The 22,003-nt window shown below is 36.8% G+C and carries 15 protein-coding genes; 2 read left to right on the plus strand and 13 right to left on the minus strand.

Annotated features, from left to right (window positions below):
- Positions 1-83 precede the first annotated feature (83 nt).
- The 3 genes from ISU02_RS10710 to ISU02_RS10720 all read right to left on the minus strand — a co-directional run bounded on the left by ISU02_RS10710 (position 84) and on the right by ISU02_RS10720 (position 2,869).
- Complete coding sequence (locus ISU02_RS10710) at positions 84-884, minus strand: flavodoxin family protein (RefSeq protein WP_194701840.1); 801 nt, start codon at positions 882-884, stop codon at positions 84-86.
- Between the two features lie 132 nt (positions 885-1,016).
- Entirely contained in the window at positions 1,017-1,619 is a 603-nt protein-coding gene (locus tag ISU02_RS10715; protein WP_194701841.1) for a PadR family transcriptional regulator, read from the minus strand.
- Positions 1,620-1,774: 155 nt separating this feature from the next.
- Entirely contained in the window at positions 1,775-2,869 is a 1,095-nt protein-coding gene (locus ISU02_RS10720) for a hypothetical protein (RefSeq protein WP_194701842.1), read from the minus strand.
- Between the two features lie 372 nt (positions 2,870-3,241).
- Between ISU02_RS10720 and ISU02_RS10725 the strand changes: the two genes are divergently transcribed.
- A complete protein-coding gene (locus tag ISU02_RS10725) occupies positions 3,242-5,188 on the plus strand; it encodes a 5'-nucleotidase C-terminal domain-containing protein (protein WP_194701843.1) in 1,947 nt (648 codons plus the stop codon).
- Positions 5,189-5,385: 197 nt separating this feature from the next.
- Here ISU02_RS10725 and ISU02_RS10730 read toward each other — a convergent pair whose 3' ends face one another.
- From ISU02_RS10730 to ISU02_RS10760, 6 genes are all read right to left on the minus strand, one after another.
- Positions 5,386-6,909: an HD-GYP domain-containing protein gene (locus ISU02_RS10730; RefSeq protein WP_194701844.1), complete on the minus strand. Its 1,524-nt coding sequence runs from the start codon at positions 6,907-6,909 to the stop codon at positions 5,386-5,388.
- Positions 6,910-6,923: 14 nt separating this feature from the next.
- A complete protein-coding gene (locus ISU02_RS10735; RefSeq protein ID WP_194701845.1) occupies positions 6,924-7,778 on the minus strand; it encodes an MBL fold metallo-hydrolase in 855 nt (284 codons plus the stop codon).
- Positions 7,753-9,567, minus strand: a complete 1,815-nt coding sequence (locus tag ISU02_RS10740; RefSeq protein ID WP_194701846.1) for a CHASE2 domain-containing protein — start codon at positions 9,565-9,567, stop codon at positions 7,753-7,755. The genes ISU02_RS10735 and ISU02_RS10740 overlap by 26 nt, the downstream gene beginning before the upstream one ends.
- A 553-nt stretch (positions 9,568-10,120) precedes the next feature.
- Positions 10,121-13,105, minus strand: coding sequence for an N-acetylmuramoyl-L-alanine amidase (locus tag ISU02_RS10750; protein WP_194701848.1), 2,985 nt, complete (start codon positions 13,103-13,105; stop codon positions 10,121-10,123).
- A gap of 311 nt (positions 13,106-13,416) precedes the next feature.
- Positions 13,417-13,656 carry a TIGR03905 family TSCPD domain-containing protein gene (locus ISU02_RS10755; protein ID WP_194701849.1) on the minus strand — a complete coding sequence of 80 codons (240 nt, stop codon included), beginning with the start codon at positions 13,654-13,656 and terminating at the stop codon, positions 13,417-13,419.
- A gap of 97 nt (positions 13,657-13,753) precedes the next feature.
- Positions 13,754-15,889 carry a sensor domain-containing diguanylate cyclase gene (locus ISU02_RS10760; RefSeq protein WP_194701850.1) on the minus strand — a complete coding sequence of 712 codons (2,136 nt, stop codon included), beginning with the start codon at positions 15,887-15,889 and terminating at the stop codon, positions 13,754-13,756.
- Between the two features lie 111 nt (positions 15,890-16,000).
- Here ISU02_RS10760 and ISU02_RS10765 point away from each other — a divergent pair, with 111 nt between their 5' ends.
- The gene (locus ISU02_RS10765) at positions 16,001-17,257 is read left to right on the plus strand and encodes a DUF401 family protein (RefSeq protein WP_194701851.1); all 1,257 of its coding nucleotides are present in this window, start codon (positions 16,001-16,003) and stop codon (positions 17,255-17,257) included.
- A gap of 66 nt (positions 17,258-17,323) precedes the next feature.
- Here ISU02_RS10765 and ISU02_RS10770 read toward each other — a convergent pair whose 3' ends face one another.
- The 4 genes from ISU02_RS10770 to ISU02_RS10785 form a co-directional block, all read right to left on the minus strand.
- Positions 17,324-19,765 carry a right-handed parallel beta-helix repeat-containing protein gene (locus ISU02_RS10770; RefSeq protein WP_194701852.1) on the minus strand — a complete coding sequence of 814 codons (2,442 nt, stop codon included), beginning with the start codon at positions 19,763-19,765 and terminating at the stop codon, positions 17,324-17,326.
- A gap of 251 nt (positions 19,766-20,016) precedes the next feature.
- Positions 20,017-20,799 carry a hypothetical protein gene (locus ISU02_RS10775; RefSeq protein WP_194701853.1) on the minus strand — a complete coding sequence of 261 codons (783 nt, stop codon included), beginning with the start codon at positions 20,797-20,799 and terminating at the stop codon, positions 20,017-20,019.
- Positions 20,792-21,493, minus strand: coding sequence for an ABC transporter ATP-binding protein (locus ISU02_RS10780; RefSeq protein ID WP_194701854.1), 702 nt, complete (start codon positions 21,491-21,493; stop codon positions 20,792-20,794). Before ISU02_RS10780 ends, ISU02_RS10775 begins: the two co-directional genes overlap by 8 nt.
- Positions 21,477-21,860, minus strand: a complete 384-nt coding sequence (locus tag ISU02_RS10785) for a GntR family transcriptional regulator (RefSeq protein ID WP_194701855.1) — start codon at positions 21,858-21,860, stop codon at positions 21,477-21,479. Before ISU02_RS10785 ends, ISU02_RS10780 begins: the two co-directional genes overlap by 17 nt.
- Between the last annotated feature and the right edge of the window lie 143 nt (positions 21,861-22,003).

A 22,003-nucleotide genomic window follows, 5' to 3' on the forward strand; every position in this document is an offset into this window, starting at 1 on the left:
TTAACATAGATTTGCATACAAAATTAGAAATTCTTAGGCCAGATCTATACTCAATTTTATAAGGTTCATATGCCTGACACAATTCACTCTAAATATGATTTCCCAAGTCTGTGAATGAGTGATTTCATAAGATGTCCAAAATTTTTTTTGAGTGGATTTAACTTGACTTCATAAAAGTAATCCGAATTCATCCAACCCTTTTTCAGCCAAAAATTATAGTCTAATTTGGAAGTGTACGTTTTGCTTCTAAGACAATTGAACATGAAAATCTCATAGAATGACGGGATTTTCCCTTCATTTTGATTTAATTTTTTTTGGAATAGACTTGTGACTCTACGCAGTGCTCTCATTTTTTTTTCAAAATAGACAGCATTATATCCATATGCATGCGTCTTTACACGATCGTCAAAATACATTGGCGAACAAATTTGAAGATTGCCTATGAGATTCAATCCCCAACCCGAAACCGTCATTTTGAGATATTTGTAAACTTGTTTACTACCGCCACCATCTGTAGTGATTACGATTAATGTTGGTTTGCCCACCATTTCTTGTCGATGAAACAGATATGAGAGTCTATCGATAACCCGCTTGAGTTGTGCAGTGATCTGATACGCATAGACTGGGCTCGCAATAATAACGCCATCTGCCAAAATAAGTTTATTCTTTATTGTACTGAGATCATCTCCTCCGCAAGGACATTTTTCTTCTCCACTTTGAAAACAAAGTGCACATCCCCTGCAATCTTGAACTTCATAGTTCTTTAAAAAAATATACTCAAAGACGACTTGTTCATCCAAAGCACAGAACTCTGCTTCAATTGCCTTACAAATATTATAACTGTCTCCTATTCTAGGACTCCCCATCAAAACTGCTATTTTCATTTTACCTCCTCATAGTATCCAACGTTGGATACAAGCCTATTTTTTAATGTCATTCTCATCAGACAATGACATTTAATCTCAATTACATGCTATGTGTCATAATTCTAAATAAGTATCTCATTTCATCTCAAATCAAATATGTTCAAAATAGTCATCTGAAATGGAAAAATCCACTTTTTTTATAAGCCTTGAAATCTCTAAAGACTTTAAGCACGTTTCATCAATATGCTCTGATAATACACGATGCCATTCTATTTGGTTCTCCACAGTGCTTTCCATAAGCTTAAAAGTGGCTTTTTCAACCTCTCCTGCCTTGTCTTGCTTTTGCTCAGACCACATCCTAATATCCGCCAATGATTTTTGAAGCATAGAGATATGTGCCTCAATAGCTGAAACAATAATTGGCTTGCTGAGATTTGCCACAATCGGATAAATTAAAAACTTTTCTGCTGTAATAGCCCCTAATGGTTTTTCAAGTTCTTGTAAAGCCATTTGTGCTAAATGACTACGTCCTTTATCCGTGATTTCGTAAATTTTTCTTGATTTTTCATGATGTCCTACCTTTTCAACAAGGTCAATCATGCCCTCTTTTTGAAGCTTACTCATTGCATAATAAATCGAACCTGAGTGTATGTTATTCCATTCCTCCATGTGATTTAATTGAATAAATTTTTGAATTTCATAGCCATGCGTTGTCTTTAGACTTAAATAGTATAAGATTAATAGTTGAACCATTCTCATCCTCCAAATGCTTTCGATCTACTTCCCTATTATATATCCAACGTTGGATAATGTAAAGCAAAAACAATGGTGTCCTCCTTAAAAAGACACCATTGCCTATTATATGCCCACAATAAGCCCTCTAGTTTGAGCCTCTAATACATCATTTTCTAATACATCATTTCTATTTTTTGATTTAAATCATCTACGATTGCTTGTGATAGTGGAAACAACAATTCAATCTTCTCCTCTGAGCCAAATACATCTTCTCTTTTTTCTTCAATAACTTTCAAAATTCTAGAAACAGCCTCTGTTGTAATTGGGTACTGATCTTCCTTTACGATAGACTGATAAAAATCCACAAGTTCCTGAGTTGGATAGTAATCCATTCCCAATAAGCCATTAAATAAACTTGGATTGACAACATGCCAGATGCTCACAGAAAATTGACTTCGTATAGTCTCAAACATTGCAGGTTGAGCACTTTTAATTTGCTTGCCAAAATTCTGCAAATAAGTTTCATAAGCATACATTTTCGTCTTTAGAGTGTCCAGATCAACTGCCAAGTATTCACCCATCATCAAAGGTTGCTTGAGCTCATCAGACATAATAACTAAAAATTGAGTATATGGATCTGATAATTTGTCTTCATACATAGATAATAATTCTAAATAATCCAGTTGAGGATAATAGCTCCCTTCACCAAAAGAAAGTGCATAGCCAGATTCCAACGTTTTTTGAACTAAAGCTTTATAGGATTCCGTTTGCATTTTATCAACTAATTGCAATTTATCATTGCCATAGACATTATAATGTGCTTGATCAGAAAGTGCATTTGTAATTTCCACATACATTCCTGACATATCATCCTTATAGTATAAATCTATTTCTGCTGCTAAGTGTTCCTCTAAATAGGTATAGTGGGTTAAAAAGAGTGAATCTATTTCACTTTGGTCAAAATCATTAATATAATTTGGCAGAACCATTTTATATTCCGCCATTCTCCCCTCTTGCAATAGAGCTACAAGTGCTTCTTTTTCACGTGCCAAGTCAATGGTACTTGCCTCAACATTTTCAGTGTTTTCCATGTTATCAGCATTGTTCGTATTTTCAATAGTCTTCCCAACGGATTCTTGATCTATTTCAGAAATCACCCCTTGCGCCTCTGCGGGTTCAATGTTGTGCTCTTCATTATTTGCCTTTGGTTGACAACCTGTCATTAAAAGTGTAAAAACAGTAACGCCGATAATCCATTTTCTCTTCATTCACTTATATCAGGCCATTTATTGACCTATCCTCCTTTTTTATCATAATACTCAACCAGTATAAAACTAAAATATGTCTAAGTTGTGTCCGTATACTTCTAATTTCATTAAAATGCGTTAAAAATTACTTTACAATTGATCTATTTTGTAGTTTATCTACAAAGTATTTCTCCATTTAAAGATAATGATTCGTCTCCAAAACGGATTCAAGATCACTCTAAACATTATGTAAACCTATAATTCAAATGTCTTGTAAAATTCTAATAAAATAGTGATTAAATTTACTAAATAAACCTATAAATTTGATATAATAAAATTCATCCTTAGTATGGATTTTTTAGGGCTATTATTAAAAATTATGGGAGGCGTAACATGAAAAAAAAATTGTCGATTTTATTGACACTGATCTTAATGCTGAGTACATTGCCATTTTCAGCTTTTGCCGCAAATGATGATGTCATCAACATTACGATTTTGGGCACTAGTGATTTGCATGGTCGTATTTATCCTTACGAGTATGCAACGGATTCAGCTGACTCAGATGCAGGTCTTGCTAAAGTTGCAACTGTTGTCAAAACACTTAAAGCGGAAAACCCAAATTCTATTCTGTTTGACTGTGGCGATACGGTGCAAGATAACAGTGCAGAATTATTCAACGATCTACCTGTACACCCAATGATCCAAGCGATGAATATGATCGGCTATGATGCTTGGGTACTTGGTAATCATGAATTCAATTTTAGTATGGATTTCTTAAACAAAAATATAGCAGGCTTTAACGGCAAAGTCTTAGCCGCTAATATTTATAAAAAGGACACTCAAGAACGATTTGTTGCACCTTATGAAATTTTCGATATTCAAGGTGTTAAAGTGGCTGTCGTCGGTATGATGCCACCTAACGTACCTATTTGGGAAGCAAGTGCACCAGAACATTTTGCAGGACTAGAGTTTACAGATGTTTTGGATGAAACAGGCAAAGCTCTCAAAGAACTCGAAGGTAAATATGATGTTCTCGTTGGCGCATACCATATTGGTCCAGAAGGCGAACATGGCTATGACGGCATTGAAGTTGTCGCAGAAAAATACCCTCAATTTGACGTCATTTTTGGTGGACATGCCCATAGTCAATATACAAATGAAATCAATGGCGTACAATTAATTGAACCGGGCAAATATGGCTGGTCCGTAGGTAAATCTGATATCAGTCTTGCTAAAGAAAATGGCAAATGGGTTGTAAAAACTGTGGCTGTTGAAAACGTAAACACTGCTAAAGCAGAGGCAGATCCAGAGATTTTAAATGCTTTTAAATTTGTAGACGATCGTTCATTAGAAGAAGCAAATAAAGTCGTAGGTCAAATATCAGCAGATTTTATCCAAAGTCCTGACTATTATACTGGCGAGAGCGACGTGACAACACTCCCAACTGCTCAAATTATGGATACATCTGTCATTGATTTGATCAACGAAGTTCAATTGTATTATTCAAAGGCAGATATCAGTAGTGCTGCACTCTTCAATTTTGGTTCTAATCTCAAACAAGGCGTGTTCAAGAAAAAAGATGTTGCCTTTATCTACAAGTATGATAACACTCTAATGGGTGTCAATATCACAGGTAAAAATTTACTCAAATATATGGAATGGTCAGCTGATTATTTCAACACATATAAAGATGGCGATTTAACCATCAGCTTCAACCCTAAAGTCAGAGGTTACAATTACGATATGTTCAGTGGCATTTCGTACGATATCGACATTTCTAAACCGTCAGGTTCAAGAATCGTCAATGCAAAGATTAATGGCGCACCTATCGATTTAAATAAAGTCTACAAGCTTGCTGTCAACAACTACCGCTTTGGTACATTGATCAGTCTAGACCTTGTCAAAATGGAAGATAAATACTATGACTCTTACGAGGCTATGCAAGACAAAGGCCGTGTTAGAGATCTTATCATCGCTTACACACAAAATGTAAAAAATGGCCAATTAGTCCCAACTACAGATAACAACTGGAAAATCATTGGTACCAATATAGATCAATCCCCTTACCTCGGTATGGTCAAAGAGTTACTTAAAAACGGAACGCTTACCTTACCAGCTTCTGAAGATGGCAGAACACTCAATGTCAAAGCCATCACAGTACAAGACTTGATGAATAAGGGCTTGATCAAGGGCAATGTTTATAAAGTGCAATCTGGTGATGTTCTTTGGAAAATCGCTCAAAAATACCATACTACATGGCAAGCACTTCAAGAACTCAATCAACTTAAAAATCCTAACTTGATTATGCCAGGTCAAATGTTGAACGTGCCTGCAAATTAAGGAAGTCATTCTAATGCGTTAATATGTCACTATTTAGAATTTTTTAAGCGCACGATTTATATAAAAAGCTGAGATTGCAATTGCAATCTCAGCCTTTTTTAAAATAACAAGATTTGAGTCAAAAGCTGTGATGAGGAGTGTTTAACCTCAAGCAGCGTCAGCGAAAATCGTTTTGAGACATCGGTATAAGAGATAAATTAATTCTTAAAATGCCAAGCCTCACTGTGTTCAAAAATAGACAGTAAATCGCCATCAAGTTTGCCCTCTTCCACCATTTTCCCGAGTATGAAGAACGCCTTTTCTGCAGGCATGCCCTTTTTATAAGGCCTATCTGTAGCGGTTAAGGCATCATAAATATCAATAATCGTCAAAATCCTAATCTCTATAGAAATTTCATCCTGTTTCAATCCCCTTGGATAACCAGAACCGTCCAACATTTCATGATGATTGACGGCCCAATAGGGTACATCTTTAAGATCTTTAGGAAATTTGATTTTTGAAAGCATCTTCTCAGTGGTCACCACGTGATTTTCCATAACTTCACGTTCTTTATCCGTTAGTGTTCCCTTTTGAACCATCAAAAATTCAAACTCCTTCTGATTCAATATGCTCTCTTCAATCCCTTCAAATTTATATTCATAAATTTCAACAATTTTACTTTGCATCTTTTCATCCATAAAAGTATTGGGTTCATTAGCCTTTAATATGGTTGCAGTCGCCGCTTCAATAAATTGACTTTCAGATATCCAGAGCACTTCATTGGCGTGTTTCTCCGTATCTGTAAGATCACAATTTGCCAAAGTTTTATAATACCTTTGATCCACCAAGGCCTTGATCAACTTTAACCTGTTCTCCACAAACTCAATATCTGTCGATAGACGCGTCGGCTTATTCATCACACTTTCAGGTACAGTTACTTTACCTATGTCGTGAAGCCATGCCGCCATAACCAGTGTACGTATGTGCTCTTCTTCGAAGGTAAAATCACCATAGGGTCCTTCTTTTTGTGCATTGATCGCCCTTGCAAATCGCTCTGTGAAAATAGCAACATTTCTAGAGTGATTGGCATTATAAGGTGTCCTTTCATCAATTGCAGTTACCAAAACCGCAACGAAAGAGTCAAAGAGGGCTCTGATCTCATCCACATACTGCATATTTTCAAGCGCAATACTCGCTTGAGAAGAAAGTGTCATGACAATTTCTTCGACATCTTGGCTAAAGGGTATCAGTTCCCCATGGTCCATTGCATTTATGAGCTGAACAACACCGATGACATCATCATCGCGATTGATCAAGGGCACCACTAACATGGACTTTGTGATGTATCCAACAGCTTTGTCAAATTCCTTAGGACCTTTAAAATCAAATAATTCCGTATGATAAACATCTGGAATATTGACAGGTCTTTTATGAATGGCAGTATAAGGTGCAATATGAGTCTCCACAAGTTCAAGCGGCTTGAAGTTAATGGGCTCACCTTTTCCCCCTAAAAATATTTTCAGAGTGTGATTCTGCATGATTTTATGATGAAGTTTCCCATCGTCTATTATATAGAGTGTGCCACCATCTGCCTTTGCAATTTTGCGCATTTCATTTAAAATGAGCTCGAGCAGTTTGTTATAATCTTTCTCTGCAGTGAGCGCTTTGCCAACTTTGAGCAATTTCTCATAGTTTTCTTTAAGTATAATCTCCTTTGGCTTAATATCTGTCGCTAAATTCATCTCATCTTGCTCCTTTAGAGGCTTTTTAATAACAAGGATTCATCTTCTCTTGCCAAAAATACCGTGGGATACTTTTCTCTGATTTCTTTTTCAAGAGCATCATTTTGCTGATCCTCTCGATAAGGTAAATAATGTGTTATATAGGTCTTCTTTACCCCTGCATCTTCGGATAAGTGAATACATTCTTCCATAGTGCTATGTCCCCAACCAATTTTATTGCTCCCCACTGCACCATAGTACTCTTCATTGGTAAGTGCCGCATCCATAACCAGTATGTCTGCGCCTTGAACAAACTTTAAGAGCTTTTCTCTTTCCAATTTATATGAAGAAAATTCTTTGCTCAGTTCTATGTCCGTTAAAAGCACGATAGACATGCCTTCATAACTTATTTTGTAGCCAAGTGCACCTCCTGGGTGCATGAGCAATATCGTGTCCACTCTGATGTTCTTAATATAAAAAGTACTCTGTTCAGGAATTTCTTCTATATGCAACTTGTCCTGAACTTTTGACCACATAATCGGACAAAAAGGTGGGTTGAACAACAGAGCCAGTACTTCTTTTAAGGAATAGTATTCCGGTTTCATGCCTTTTACATGTACCTTGTCTTTCTTGGTATAAAGCGTTGAGAAAAAGGGCAACCCTAAAACATGATCCCAATGATAATGCGTAAACAGAATATGAATATCAAAATCATTAAAGGGCTTTTCAACTTTGGTGATACCGCTTCCAGCATCCAAAAAAATAATCTGATCCTCAATGACAATCTGAATACAACTCGTGTTGCCGCCATATTTAACGCTCTGAGTATTAGAGAGATTATAGGACCCTCTAACCCCTAGAAATTTAACTTCCATTTGTTTTTCTATCATCGCCTACAATCCCCTCCACTTGATATATTTGAATCAAAGTTTCTTTGCCTTTAACTTTAATGCCGCCCAGTGCAGTTGCCACAATCTGATCTTTTACATGCTCATAGGTGCTTTCGCTGATCAAAATCTGACCCGCTTTAGCATTGGCCTCTAATCGTGCCGAAGTATTCACAGTATCTCCAATAGCAGTATAATCCATACGTTTTTTGGAACCAATATTACCCACAACTGCATAACCCGTATTCACGCCAATACCAAAGTCAACGATCTTGCCATATCTATCGAATAACTCCTGTTTCAATTTTTGTGCACCCAACTTCATATCCCAAGCCGTTTTAACGGCGCGAAGTGCATGATCTTCAAGTTCAAGAGGCGCATTGTAAATCGCCATTGTAGCATCTCCAATAAACTTATCTAAAGTACCGTCATTTTTAAAGATCGATTGTTCACAAAGTTCTAAATAACTGTTTAAAATCTCCACAATCTGCTCAGGCTCAGCTTTTTCCGAAAGAGGCGTAAATCCTCTAATATCCACAAAGAGCACAGAAATATAACGTCTTTCGCCGCCCAGATTGATGTTATCTGAATCCTCGAGTATCTTGTCAACCACTTGTGGCGCTACGTATCGTCCAAAAATATTTCTGATTTTCTTCTTTTCATAAAGTTGTTCTAGATAATGATAAGCAAGCGCCGAAACATACATGATCATCATTGCCAGAATCGGATAGAATACTTTTAAGATGAACCCCTTTCGATAGGCTTGGTAACACAATATCAAATAGCCAATGACCACAAGTACGTTTAAAATAAGGCCTTTAGCAGGTGTTAACTTATTGGAGAGAAAATAAGCTAAAATGCCCATGAAGATGATCATCAAGACGTTGACAATACTTAGAACAGGTCTTTTAAAGCTATCTTCCATTAGATTTTGAAGAATATTGGCATGTATTTCAATTCCGAACATGGGTTGCTCTTTTACGACAGGGGTTACATATTCATCCTGAAGACCATTGGCATAAGGTCCTATTAAGACAATTTTGTCTTCAAAGTAACTTGCAGGAAAACCCTCGCTGTAAATTAAAAAGTATGGAATGCTATCGTATTTTCTAGGAATCCCCTTGTAATCGATATAGAGATCTTCTGTATCATGGTTGTATTTTTGGAGGACACGGTCTATATTTTGCTGCGTCACATCATCCAAATCTGCATTTTGACCATATAGTTTTAAGAGTTCGTATGCAAAATTGGGTTCTTCTTCGTAGGATTCCGTTTCGAGAACAAATCGTTTTGCGAACATGTTAATTTTACGCACAACGCGATCCTCATCTAAAAAAGTATTGATGTGCCCTTGATTGGATACCCCAAGAAATTCATCGATTGGACTGATGACGGTATCACTGCCCTGCTTGTAGCCATTGATTTTAGGTGTATATTTAATCTCTTTTGCCAACACGACATTTCCAGCATCCTCTATTGCACGTGCAAGTTCGTGATCAGATGCCTCATTGGAATAGGAATCAAACATGAGGTCCACACCTATTGCCGCTGGATTGCCCTGAGATATAAAATCAATGAGTTCTGCATGAATTGAACGATCAAAAGGCCATTGACCCAAAGCGTTTATTGTGGCATCATCTATCGCTATGATGACAATATTGTCGTTGGTTTCTTGTGGTTTTTGATAAAAAGTGTCGTAGATGCTATTTTCGTAATTATCAAAAAATTGAAACCCATAACTCAATAGAACTACTGCAATTATACTAGCGATTAATATAATTTTCCGCTTCATAGTGCCTCCAAACTTTTTATTAAATTACCGTTATATTTATTATAGCACCTATACCCAAAATTGTGAGCAGTTCTTCATAAAACAGCTGCGTGCAAATAGAAAGAATTTTCGCTGACACTGCTTGAGGTTGGACACTCCTCAGCGCAGCTTTCGACTCAAATCTTGTTGCATAGAACAACTTTTGTGTCATCGCTCGATGACTCAAATCGATTTTCGCTGACACTGCTTGAGGTTGGACACCCCTCAGCGCAGCTTTCGGCTCAAATCTTGTTGCATAGAACAACTTTTGTGTCATCGCTCGATGACTCAAATCGATTTTCGCTGACACTGCTTGAGGTTGGACACCCCTCAGCGCAGCTTTTGGCTCAAATCTTGTTGCATAGAACAACTTTTGTGTCATCGCTCGATGACTCAAATCGATTTTCGCTGACACTGCTTGAGGTTGGACACTCCTCAGCGCAGCTTTCGGCTCAAATCTTGTTGTTTAAATAAAAGAGTTCTGCCATGTTGTTTTAGACATGAGCAGAACTCTTAATGCTTCTACTTGATTATTCTATTGTGCAGTTCGGTCAAAGTAATTGACAATGCCACGTGCTAAGCTCTCCACCAGTAGGGATTGTGATTTGGAATCCATTAACCACTCATATTCCATAGGATTGCAGACAAAACCTGTTTCAATTAAAGCAGAGGGAGCCCAAGTTCCACGCGTTACATAGAAATTTTTCACATTAACGCCACGGTCTTTTCGACCCAAGTCAAATAGAATTTGGTTTAATAAGCTATCTGCCAGTGGTTTGGCCACAGGATCTTTATAAAAAACTGAGAAGCCAAATACATCTGTAAGATCTCTTGTATCCTCTACGCTATCCGCATGTATGGATAGAAAGAGGTCAGGTTTTACCTTTAAGGAAAACGCCAAACGTTCTTTAAGAGACATATCCGTATCCGATTCTCTAGTCATCTTGACTACAGCACCTAAGGATTCTAACTTGGCTTTGAGCAAGATAGCTGTATTCAAGTTGAGGCTCTTTTCTGTAAAATCGTCACCAAGAAGACCACGAGCGCCAGCATCACTGCCACCATGACCTGGATCAAGCAATATCGTATAGCCAGAAAGTGGTGTATTTGCCGTTGCAGACTCATTTTTCGCTCTGTATTTGAGCAAAATCAAATTAAACCCTCTGTTGGTTTTTTCCAAATAGTATCCTTTGAGGTGAGGCGCTTTAATTTGAATACTCGTCTTACCATCCACTACGCTTGTTTGAACAAGACTATTATTAAATGTAAGTACATTTTCATTTAGGATTGAGCTCAACTTTAACGATACCACTTCACCATCGTAAGAGGCTATGCCAGCACCACCGCCACTCGTTTCAATAACAAGGCGATCATAAAATTCTGTTGGCTGATAATCTATTTTGGTCAAGTTGACCCTTTGCGGTTCTGTGAATTTAGAAATTGTCACAGCACTTTTGCTGGCCCATAGGCCTGAAGATAATCTGACATATTTGCCGGTCATGCCAGTGACTTGCTCTGTCATTTCCTTTACCAAATTGGCCGCAACACCATTTCCAGATGCAGGTGACTTAAAGAGATCAATATAAGCCTCAGGCACTTCACAAGTATAAATAGAGTTCTCAGAAATTAAAATCAGATTTTCAGGTGCATAGGCTTCATCATAATACTTTCCGAATTTCATTGTGTAGACCGGTACGCCTAAATCCTGTTCATGCTGTCCTGAACCGAGCTCCGGAAAAGTGTACTCATAGTTATAGCTTGTTGCATATACTTTACCATCAGGACTTTGAGCCACTTTGGGAACCATCGGATAACTTTGTCCATTAAACGAAACAGTTACTTCTGCCCCAATGGGTGCTTTGCAAGTTAAAGTGACTTTCTCACCTGCAACTCGCATCTCTTTCTCTCTTGGAAAAGTTGTACTGTCAGAAATCTGGTATGTACTCATGGGCGATATACTGCCACTGGCACTTATTTTAGTTATGGTTCTTGTATAGCTCTTATTACCTTGTTCCAAAACAAATGTATTGACACCGTCTTTTAGCGGTACATAAACGCCAAAGTAACCATTGAAACTTCTATTTTTGATTTCACTGTCGTTTAAGAATAAGGGCAATGCAGCATTTGAAGCTCCAGACAGATAATAGTTTGAAGCGGTTGTTTTCACATCTTCACTTGGTCTGGATAAAATGAGTGTGTTCGTCACAGGTGCCACTGGGGTAATGGTTATTGGCGTCATATTCAGAGCGTTGGATTGAGTATTGGACTGAGTATTTGTCGAACCCTTGGTCGAACTGTGATCCGTCGCATAATAATCTTTTAAAAGTACTCCAAGTCTAGGCTGATTCACAAAAGCCGTATTGTTGTAAAAGATACTGCCCTTTACCTGATCCAAAGTTTGATTTAAATCAAGTTGTCTTCTGATTTCATCTACACCATACCAAGCACTTTTAGGATCGCTGTTACCCGTTCTGTAAGCGCCGTGACCTATATAGAGTTTTACTGAAGATCCCCTGCACACTTCATTCCACCATTTTGAAAGAATTTCATAATCTGCAATGTCGTATCCAATATGCCAATAGATTTGGGGTGCAATGTAGTCTATCATTGCCTTTTCAACCCATCCTTTGGTGTCCGCATAATGCGCATAATAGGATTGAAGGCCTCTTGTGTCACTGCCAAGTGCATTGTCCTTTTTATTCGCCCATATGCCAAAGGGGCTGATACCAAAATCAACTTCCGGTTTTAGAAGTTTAATCATTCGGTGAACGCTCTCCACTAAGAGATCGACATTGTGACGTCTAAAATCTCCTATATTGCTAAATTCAGTGCCGTATTTCTCAAAAGTCTTTGTATCATCAAAGTCCGTACCTGGATAAAAATAGTCATCAAAATGAATGCCATCCACATCATAATTTGTTATAATTTCAGCTACGCCATCTACGATGAGCTCTCTAGCTGCAGGAATACCAGGATCATAATATATATTGCCATCATTGTATTTCACCGTCCATTCAGGATGTAATCTCGCTGGGTTAGTAGACGACAAACCGTTGTAATCATGACTTGGTTCATTCTTAGTCTTTTTAGTCACTCTAAACGGATTAACCCATGCATGCAGTTCTAAGTTACGTTTGTGTGCTTCCTCTATCCAAAATGCCAGAGGATCAAAATTGTTTTCAGGAGCAGTCCCCTGTGTTCCAGTCAAATATTTTGACCACGGAAATAATGTTGATTTGTAAAAAGCATCTCCAGTTGGTCGCACTTGCAAAATCACTGCATTTAAGCCATTTGCCTTTGCACGATCTAAGATCTCAATGGCCTCTGACTTCAATGCATCAACATCCGTTGTCCCTGCCTTGGGATAATCAATATTGAGCACTGTTGCTACCCAAACCCCTTTAAAGGCCTCTTCAAGGTCATCTGAGGAGGTCTCATCCGCATAGTTCTGCATCGGTTGCCCTAAAATCGTTATCGTCAACAAAAGGACTGATACCATTAATTTCATCGTCTTCTTCATATATTGTCCTCATTCCTATAGATGTAATATTCAACTTAATTCTACACTATTGTACTTCATAAATCTGCATCGTTATCACCTTTTAACGAGATTGTAATTCTGCAGTAATAAAAACAATTTCTGCTTAATTGCAATAAACAACATTTGAGCCATCTCCCGATGCCTCAAAACGATTTTCGCTGACGCTGTTTGAGGTTGAACATCCCTCAGCACAGCTTATGGCTCAAATCTTGTTGCATTAAAAAGAAGCCCTCTGATTTCTCATTATTGGACTCCCTATTTTACACATGCTTTAATTTTTAACGGCTAGTTTACAGGTGCTTTTCCAGTGCTAATGCAAGCTGAGAGGGACATGAAGTATTTTTACTGCCACACTTTACATCTTTAAGCCTGCTGATCACATCTGTCACAGGCATTCCCTTTATCATATTACTCAAACCTATTGCATTTCCTGGACATCCGCCTACAAATTCAACATGTCCCACAATACCTTCTTCAATATTAAAAATAATTTCTCTAGCGCAAACGCCAGATGTTGCAACTCTATACATTTTCTATGCCTCCTATTAATGATTCTCTACTATTATAGCGCATTGATAGAGAATATCAATTAAAGACTTAAAATATAACCTTATTTTAATGAAATTTTTAAACGATCACACGTCTATAGGTATTTTTTCCCTCACTTTTTGCAATATAGAGTGCATTGTCTGCATAATTTATAAAAGAGCGTATGGATATGCCCCCAGAATCCCCATTTTCAATAAAAATGGCACCAATTGAGGCACTTACGGTTAAATGCGGGTCTAGAGTATATAATTTTGAAGATTTTTGGCAAATCTCTTCCAGAATACTGTCCACAACTTCTAAATCTATCCCAGTAAAAACCAAGCTGAATTCATCACCACCATATCGGTATGAATATCCTAAATCGCCCACAATATCTTTCAAAAGCTCTCCAAATTGCTGTAGACAGGCATCTCCCTCTTGATGACCAAAAGCATCATTTAACGCTTTAAAATTATCCAGATCAATCATTGCAAACACCAAATTCTGTTTTTGATCAATCGCCTCATTGTAGAGTGCTGGAATAAACTCATTAAAGGCCTGTCGATTATAAATACCCGTCAGCGAATCTATAAAAGAGAGTTCATTCAGCTTTTCAATCATGCGATTGAGTTCGCTTCTCTGTTTATTATTGATAAGTGCTATGGCGAGATGTGATGAGAGCATTTCGATCAATTCAAGATCATAAGTACTGTAAGCATTTTCTTTCAGAGATTGAATGTTGATCAATCCAATCATTTCATGCTCTATCATCAAAGGCCAGATGACAATCGATTTTGAGTAATTTCCCTTTTTTAAATAATCTTCTCTACTCAATTTAATCGCTGCATAATGCGTTTTAATATATTCGAAATCATCCGCATTGTGTATAATCACTGGCATGCGGTTGTTTTTAACCCACACGCTAAAGGATTTATCGTTTTCATAATCAATGTGGCTCATCCCTAAATAAACGTCATTCTCATATTTTGCAATATAAGTAATTTCCTTTTTTTCATCTTCCAGAAGACCGATTGTAAAGGTATCCATATCAAAGATATTTTTGAGTTCGACGTACAAATCTCTCACCAAATCATTTAAATTGTGAACAGAGTTGATCCGCTTAAGGATGTTGTTGACCACTTTCATGTTGTCAATGGATTGTATGAGTACATTATTTTTAATTTCTAATCTCATCAAAGACTCTTGAGCATTGAGTAAGTTAATTTGGTATTGATTCAAGCGCTCTTTGTTTTTGTTTTCGTGATCAAAATACAGATTGATGGCATTAAACGCGCGTTCCCATTCAGACATGGCCCTATAACACTTGGACAGATAACTATAATATTCCGAATAAACAAACTCCCAGCGATTCTTTTTGCTGAGCTCCAATGACTGTTCAATAAAAGAAATGCATGTTTTATGTTGATTCTGATTCACTAGAAAAGCCATGTATTCTGATGAAATCTTTGGATAATAAAATAACTGTTCATCTTTAATCAGGGCGTTAACCGCTTTTTTAAAAAAAAGATCCGCATCTTTATATTCGTGAATCAAATCAAAATATTTAGCTTTAAGATAATCCACATACGCTAAAAAGTTAAAGGACTCTCTATCGTAAAGAATTTCCTCACACCACAAGATATAATTAAATGCCTTTTCAGGTGATTTAAGCTGAATATAAGCTTCTGCATAATTTGCCAGTATAACATAAGCTTTATCGTAATCTAAAAGCGAGATGCTTTCATTGACTTTATCCAAATACTCCAATGCTTTTTCAGGCTGGTGTATGCCCAAATAGGCATCCGCAATATTACTATGAATAACGGGCAGCAAATCACTTCTGACTTCATAGCGCTCCACTATGGTCTTAGCGTTTGATAGATGCTCTATAGCCGCCACATAATTGCCAATGATATTTTGCGCGACACCCAGATTGTTCAGAACTGGAGGGCGTAAAGCCTCTAACCCCTCATAAAAAGTATAGCTCAAAGCCATGATGTACTGACTGATACCATCGTTGATATTGCCCTTTTCCACATTGATGACGCCAAGATACATGTGTGCTTTGGATATGCCTAAGTAATCATTTGCTTCAGTGGAAAGGTTCATCAATTTATCAATCAACAACAAAGTCTCAGAATCAATCGTATGCAGATTCAAGCTGATCTGATTTGCCATTGCCTCTATTTGTTGCCTGATTTCATTCATACATTTGCCCACTTTCTTAGATCTCATTAATTTACTCATACCCCAAAACAAATCATTTTAGACGTTTAAAATTAATTTAGAATAGCGAAATAACAAAAGATGTGTTACGATACTCATATAAATTAAAAGGAGTCAAAAATGTTTATTTTAAAACTCATATTTACTATGATTATTATACTCATACTCGTCTCGAAAAAAATAAACATTGGCCTATCGTTGCTTTTGGGGTCACTGTCATTTATTTTATTCAATAAGGCCTCTATTTTCGCATTCATAGGTGTTATTTTCCAAACGCTCACTGATTTAGAAGCTCTAAATTTAGCCCTTGCAGTGGGTTTTATAACCATCTTAGGATATTTGATGGATCGATATCATCTGATGAGTCGCATGATTCAATCGCTTGAAAATCTTCTTGGGAGTGTCAAAGCAACACTGGTTCTCGCACCTGCGCTTATTGGCACATTGCTCGTTTCTGGAGGTGCTTTAATGTCATGTCCTGTCGTGAATTCTTTAGGTGAGCGCATTGAAATGTCAAATGTACATCGTGCTGCAAGCAACCTTGTTTTCAGACATGCACTCTATTTTATCTTCCCACTTTCAACCACCATGATCATTGCTGCCCAAATAGGTAATTACGATCTATTTGAATTCATAAAGCTTCAATTTCCACTGGCAATTGTTTTCAGCCTAATGGGGTACTTTCTCTATGTTAAACCCTATTCTTCTAAAACGCTTTCAAGGGAACTGGGAAATTCCGTTGAAATGTGTTTTAAATCATCAAAAGTCATTTTTCAATTATTGAACTTTATCCTGTATGCGTCACCAATAATCGTGAGTTTACTTGCAACGCTTATTTTTAAATTACCCTTTTCAATAGCTTGTGTTTTAGGCATTGTCACTTCTTTATTGGTACATTTATCCGATCAACACCGAATTCGCGATGATGAAACTTTTTTTATGTCCCTTAAAAAGGGCCTTAAACCACTTATGGTACTCTCAGTTTTTGGCATCATGGTTTTTAAAAATACATTGGGGCTCTTCCCAGACTTGTATGATCAAATGGCTGCCATTGTCTCCATGGGCATTCCAATTGAACTTATCATTGTGATTTGTACAGCCTTATTATCCTTTACTTTAGCCTCTATTCAACCAAGTGTTGCCATCTTATATCCCCTTATCTTACCCATGGCAATAGATGAGCAAACTAAACTGAGACTGGCGATGTTTATCTACACCACTGGATTTGTATTTTACTATATTTCACCACTCCATCTTTGTCAGGTATTAACAGTCGAATACTTTAATATTGATACAAAAGCACTCTACAAGCAATATCGCCTGATATTACCCTTCCTATTTGCAACTATGATTGGGATCTACTATATCTCTGCTTAAGTCATGCTCATTTAAAAGAGCTCAAAACCATTCCCTCTGAAAACTAGAATTGTTTTGAGCTCTTTTTTAATTTTCTTGTGTGAGAATGCCCTTGCCTTCCACAAGTTTTTTAACAAAAGTCGTATCTAATTTTGAACTTTCCACTAGAACATCAGACCGTTCATCAAGAAGCATAAGCGCTTCTACGTCTTCATAGGCCTCTTTATCATTATCCTCTGCGACAACTTGTGTCAAAGTCACATGAGTTGCATTTTTAAAATCAAACACTTGTCGCCCGTTTCTATAGAATTGTGTGTTTTCAACCGTGATTTTATCAGCATCTTCGAAGACAAGGCCACAGGCCTGACAATCTGAAATCAACGAATTTGAAAGACTCACTCCTACAACTTGATCTAAATTGAGTCCATTATAGCCACAGCCAAATAAAATAACGCGATTGATCTCCACATTTTTTGAAGCCTTAATGGCAAGTACATCTCCCACACAATATTCTCTCAGGTGACCTAATCTTATACCATCCAGTTGGATATTCTCACAACCATCCACTATGAGCACTTCAAGATAGCTGTCTGCAATGACGTCAACTATGCCTGACTCAGATAAAACCGTCATATTCTTGACATTTTTAATTCTAAGAGTGCCCTCCTCAATTTCAACATATTCATTGTCAATCTCTAAGTCATATGGCAACGTATAAAGTCCTGGTTTCAAATAGATCGTTTTATCAGGGCCTATTGCGGCCAAAAACTCAGCAGTATTTGAAACTTTAACCGACTCTGATGCTTCCGGATTTAACAAAATCCTCTTTTTCCCATCCGTAATCTTTGAAAACGCTTCCATCTGTTTAAATCTTTGTGAGAAATTCAGATCATCTGGTGTATATCCCAGTTCAATCAAGTAATTGTTCAATGCTTTACTATAAACATGGTTATTTTCATTTAAAAGCTTTTCTATATTGATCAAAATTGGTGTATACGAAGACTTTGGATTCTCTTTAATATAAGTTTTATAACTGCTTAAATATTCATCGGCTATATAGCCTCCAGCATAATTATAACCTTCTATAAAATAATCGTTGGGCAATATATAGAGCTCGAATAGATAATCTGCCAGATATTTGGCTTCTTTAAAATCTTCAAGATCTCTGTGTGCTTGATAGTCCGCATCAAATGCCTTTATTGCATTTGCCAGTTCATCTGCGGACACCATTAAATAGCCATCAGATTGTATTGGAAAGAAATTATATTGAAGCTCTTTCAAAGATAAATAGTCTTGCACAAGGGGATCATCAACGCTTACTGCTCGATCTATAAACTCGGCACTCGGTGAAAAGTATGGAAAGCCTTCTTCATATTCAATACTCAGACCATTTTCAACTAAATACGCACCAAGTGCGTGTAACTCTCCTTTTACATGCGAATTGACAACAAGCTTTCCTGCGGATTCACTATAAATAAAGAGCTCATCAAATTGATCTAGGTCATACAATTTTAATTGGTCAATCCAATCACGGCCGTTATCATAACAACTGAGCTCATAAAATTCAACAAATTGTCTAACCAATCTAAGCGGCTTTTCCGTATAAATCATGCAGGTTTGCAACATCTCTTTGCCTCTGCTGATGCGTTTCATATCTGATGCTTGTAAATGATCTAGATAATTTTCATAGTTTTCGTACAGATCATTGTCCTCAAATTGACTCGTTCTAATCTTTTGCTTAAACACCGCATCAGAGATCAGATCTTGAAAGTAAGTATCCGAGTAAATTTTAGAAATCAATTCCGAGGGCTTGCTGTATCTAGAGACAAATGTATTGGGCGGCGCTGATGACTTTTGCGTCAAATTAAGTTCTAAATTAGAATCTTTATACACTTGCCTTTCTTTAACAATGCCCTGACCGGATTTAAAGACATACTCCAAAGTGTACTGCAAATCCTCAGGAATGTTCTGCTGATCAGCAAACTCATACATCACTGTGATCTCATCTTTTTCAATGCTTTTTACAGTGGCTTGTACCTCTAGCATACCTAATTTGGGGTCAATCATTGACGTCTGCCATGTATCCCCTTCTGAAATATCATTTTTTAGAAGAATCATCTCGTTTTGATCATCATAATATATCGTAAAATCTTTATCAGTCACCTTATAGGCTTTATAAAAGGCATAATCGCCAGTGATATCGTCTGTTGACACGCCAGAGTCCCCTTCAAAATAATATAATTTACCTGTATTTGGCGATATAATCTCGTCAATTCTCACACAGGACTCATATCGATTCAAATCTGGCACACCGTTATAGTACAAGGTTTCATCTAGATTAAAATGGAAAAACTCTTTTAAATTCAGTTCACTCGCCTGAATAACATCCCCTTTATTAGGAATTACATCCCCTTTATCGGTTAAATTATCTTTTGAATTGTCTTTTGAACATCCCGAAACGATGAAACTCATACAAACAATGCATAGGATTGCAATTATAAAATTTTTCTGTAGCCTTGCTGATACCATAATTTCCCCCTAAACTGATTTTCTTTATAAATCTTAGTATAAAATAGGTGCTTCACCCATACAATATCTAGATTCTATGTAACGACACAAAAAGAGCGCAACGCTCTCTTAGTGTCAGTGATATATTATAATTTCATTTTACAAGATGATCCCATATGGATAACAGATCCTATATAAGAGTCTTATGTGAGTCTTATGTGATTCCTGTGTGAGTCTTACGATTTTTACTTTTTAGAATTGATTTTTGCCTTTTATAAGTTGATTCGATTTTCTAATAAATAACCGGTCACTGCAAAGAGCAGTGCACTCATCACTAAACTGTAAACAATGCCAATATTTAAAGATAAATGCAAATTGGAATTGAACACGATGTCATTTGTCGTCGCATAGAACATAGCCGAACCATTTCCAGTCAAACTTGAGACCAAATCCGAAATTTTAATTTTAAAATAATTAATGACAATAAAGATACCGAATGTAATGGGCCCTTTAAATCGAACATCTGTAAAAATACTCTTAAAGAGTGCAAAAGAAAGAAAAATGGTAAGTGCAAAATCGATAACTGAGAATATACCTAAAACCAATATTTTAATGATGATCCAAATCTCATTGGCATCTAGTCCACCTAGATCAAATATAAACTCGAAGTCAGTAAGATTCATTATTTTAGCATTTCCAAATATAAACAAAAGATAGATCAAGCCTATAAAGAAACCTTCCAGAAGAGCAAAGAGAACTTTGGCACCCAAAATTTGATAGCCGTTGAATGGTGTCATAAAGAGCATATAGCCTTCTTGCTTAAACATATCCTGTCTGAGCAACGTAATGATATCAATAAGATATAATATCATAAATAGAAATGCCAGAAAACCTCCAAATAGGGCAAAAATATTACCATTTTCAAAATATCGAACCGATTCATCTATTTGAAAATATCTAAAAACTGCGAATGCCTCACCCAAAAGGATCATAATGCAAGCCACTAAAAACACTGTTTTTTTACGAAGAAATTCAAATTTAAGTAATTTAAGCATGTGCAAAAACCTCCCTGTATATATCTTCAACAGATTTGCCTCTCTCAAATCTCAGATCTTCCGCTCTCCCTTGTAAAACAATGCGCCCCTTTCCAAGAAAGACAACTTCATCGAGAATTTGTTCAATTTCAGTCACCAAATGCGTCGAGAGAATCATGACGCTATTTTCATCAAATTGTTCTATGATACACTCTTTAATTTTAGTTCTGGAAATTGGATCTAAACCATTTAAAGGTTCATCCAGCATGACCACTTCGGCACGTCTACTAATGGTCAAAGAGATCTTAAGGCGCGCCCTCTGACCCGTTGACAAACTCGATACCTTTTGATTGAGATCAAGTTCCATAAAGTTCATCAGATCAAGCGCTTTTTCCATATCAAAATCGGCATACATATCCTTATAAAAGGCAATACTATCCTTGACCTTCATCCATCCATAGATGAAATTTTCCGTTGGCATATAAGCCACTTTGGATCTGGTTTCATGAGAAGGTTTATTGCCACATACGGTTATCTCTCCCGATGATTGCTTGTGCAAATCCGCAATAATCTTCATCAACGTGGTTTTGCCACTTCCATTGGGTCCAAGGATGCCATATATTTTACCCGCTTCAAACTTAAGTGTAAATTCTTCAAGAGCCACTTTGCTCATATATTTTTTATTTAAATTGATGCAATTAATTAATATTGACATCTTGTTGGTCCCCCTTCTCAAATTGACAATTTATTTTATCAATAATGTTTTCTCTGCTGTAATTGAGCTTAGTCATACCTTCTATAAAAGTTTTTACCATGTCGTCAACAAGTGTTTCCTTCATCATTAAAATCACCTCATCATCTTCTGTTACAAAAGTACCCAACCCTCTTTTGCTCTGGCAGACTGCTTCTGTCTCTAACTCTTTATAAACACGTTGTATGGTGTTGGGGTTCACTTTCAATTTAATCGCCAAATCACGTGTTGACAATAATTTTTGCCCGCTAGGAATTTTCCCAGAGACAATATCATACTTAATCATGTTCATGATTTGCTGATAAATGGGTAGATCGTTGTTAAATTCCATATCGCATCCTCCTCATTGGATTTCAAAACGTTTCGTCTGTATTAATGCGATAGTACACCAACTCATTCGTAAATTCAAGACCTTTAATGTAATTCTAATGCAACACTTATCATTCTACAAAAAAGAAATGTCCTTTGTGTGAC

This window comes from Fusibacter ferrireducens (assembly GCF_015352425.1).
GTDB classification, from domain to species: Bacteria; Bacillota; Clostridia; order Peptostreptococcales; family Acidaminobacteraceae; genus Fusibacter_A; species Fusibacter_A ferrireducens.